This is a genomic window from Microbacterium sp. GbtcB4, assembly GCF_019091465.1.
Lineage (GTDB): Bacteria > Actinomycetota > Actinomycetes > Actinomycetales > Microbacteriaceae > Microbacterium > Microbacterium paraoxydans.
This window is the reverse complement of sequence record NZ_JAGXJJ010000172.1, coordinates 1-266: the sequence shown is the minus strand read 5'-3', so window position 1 is coordinate 266 and position 266 is coordinate 1. Positions and strand designations below refer to the sequence as shown.

Below are 266 nucleotides of genomic sequence, written 5' to 3'. Positions count from 1 at the left end.
GCGGGAGGAGGAGAGCCAAGGCGGCTTCGGGAGGACCGACATCCGACCGCCGCCGTACGCGACGGGAAGCGAGCGCGGGAACGGCCGGAAGGGGCCGCGCAGCACGGAGCGCACTACCCGATCCAGGAGCAGGGCGTTGTGGACGACGACGATGCCGCTGCCGACGTTGTCGATCGTGCCGCCGGGGAACGCGCCCCACGTGAGCGTCGGCGTGATGAACCCGTCGGCGGTCCAGCCGTTGATCGCGATAGAGCCGTAGTGCAGGG

At 71.1% G+C, this 266-nt stretch carries 1 pseudogene; it reads right to left on the bottom strand.

From position 1 onward, the window contains the following. Positions 1–266: pseudogene (locus KVS71_RS17610) on the bottom strand (aldehyde dehydrogenase); the annotation flags it as partial.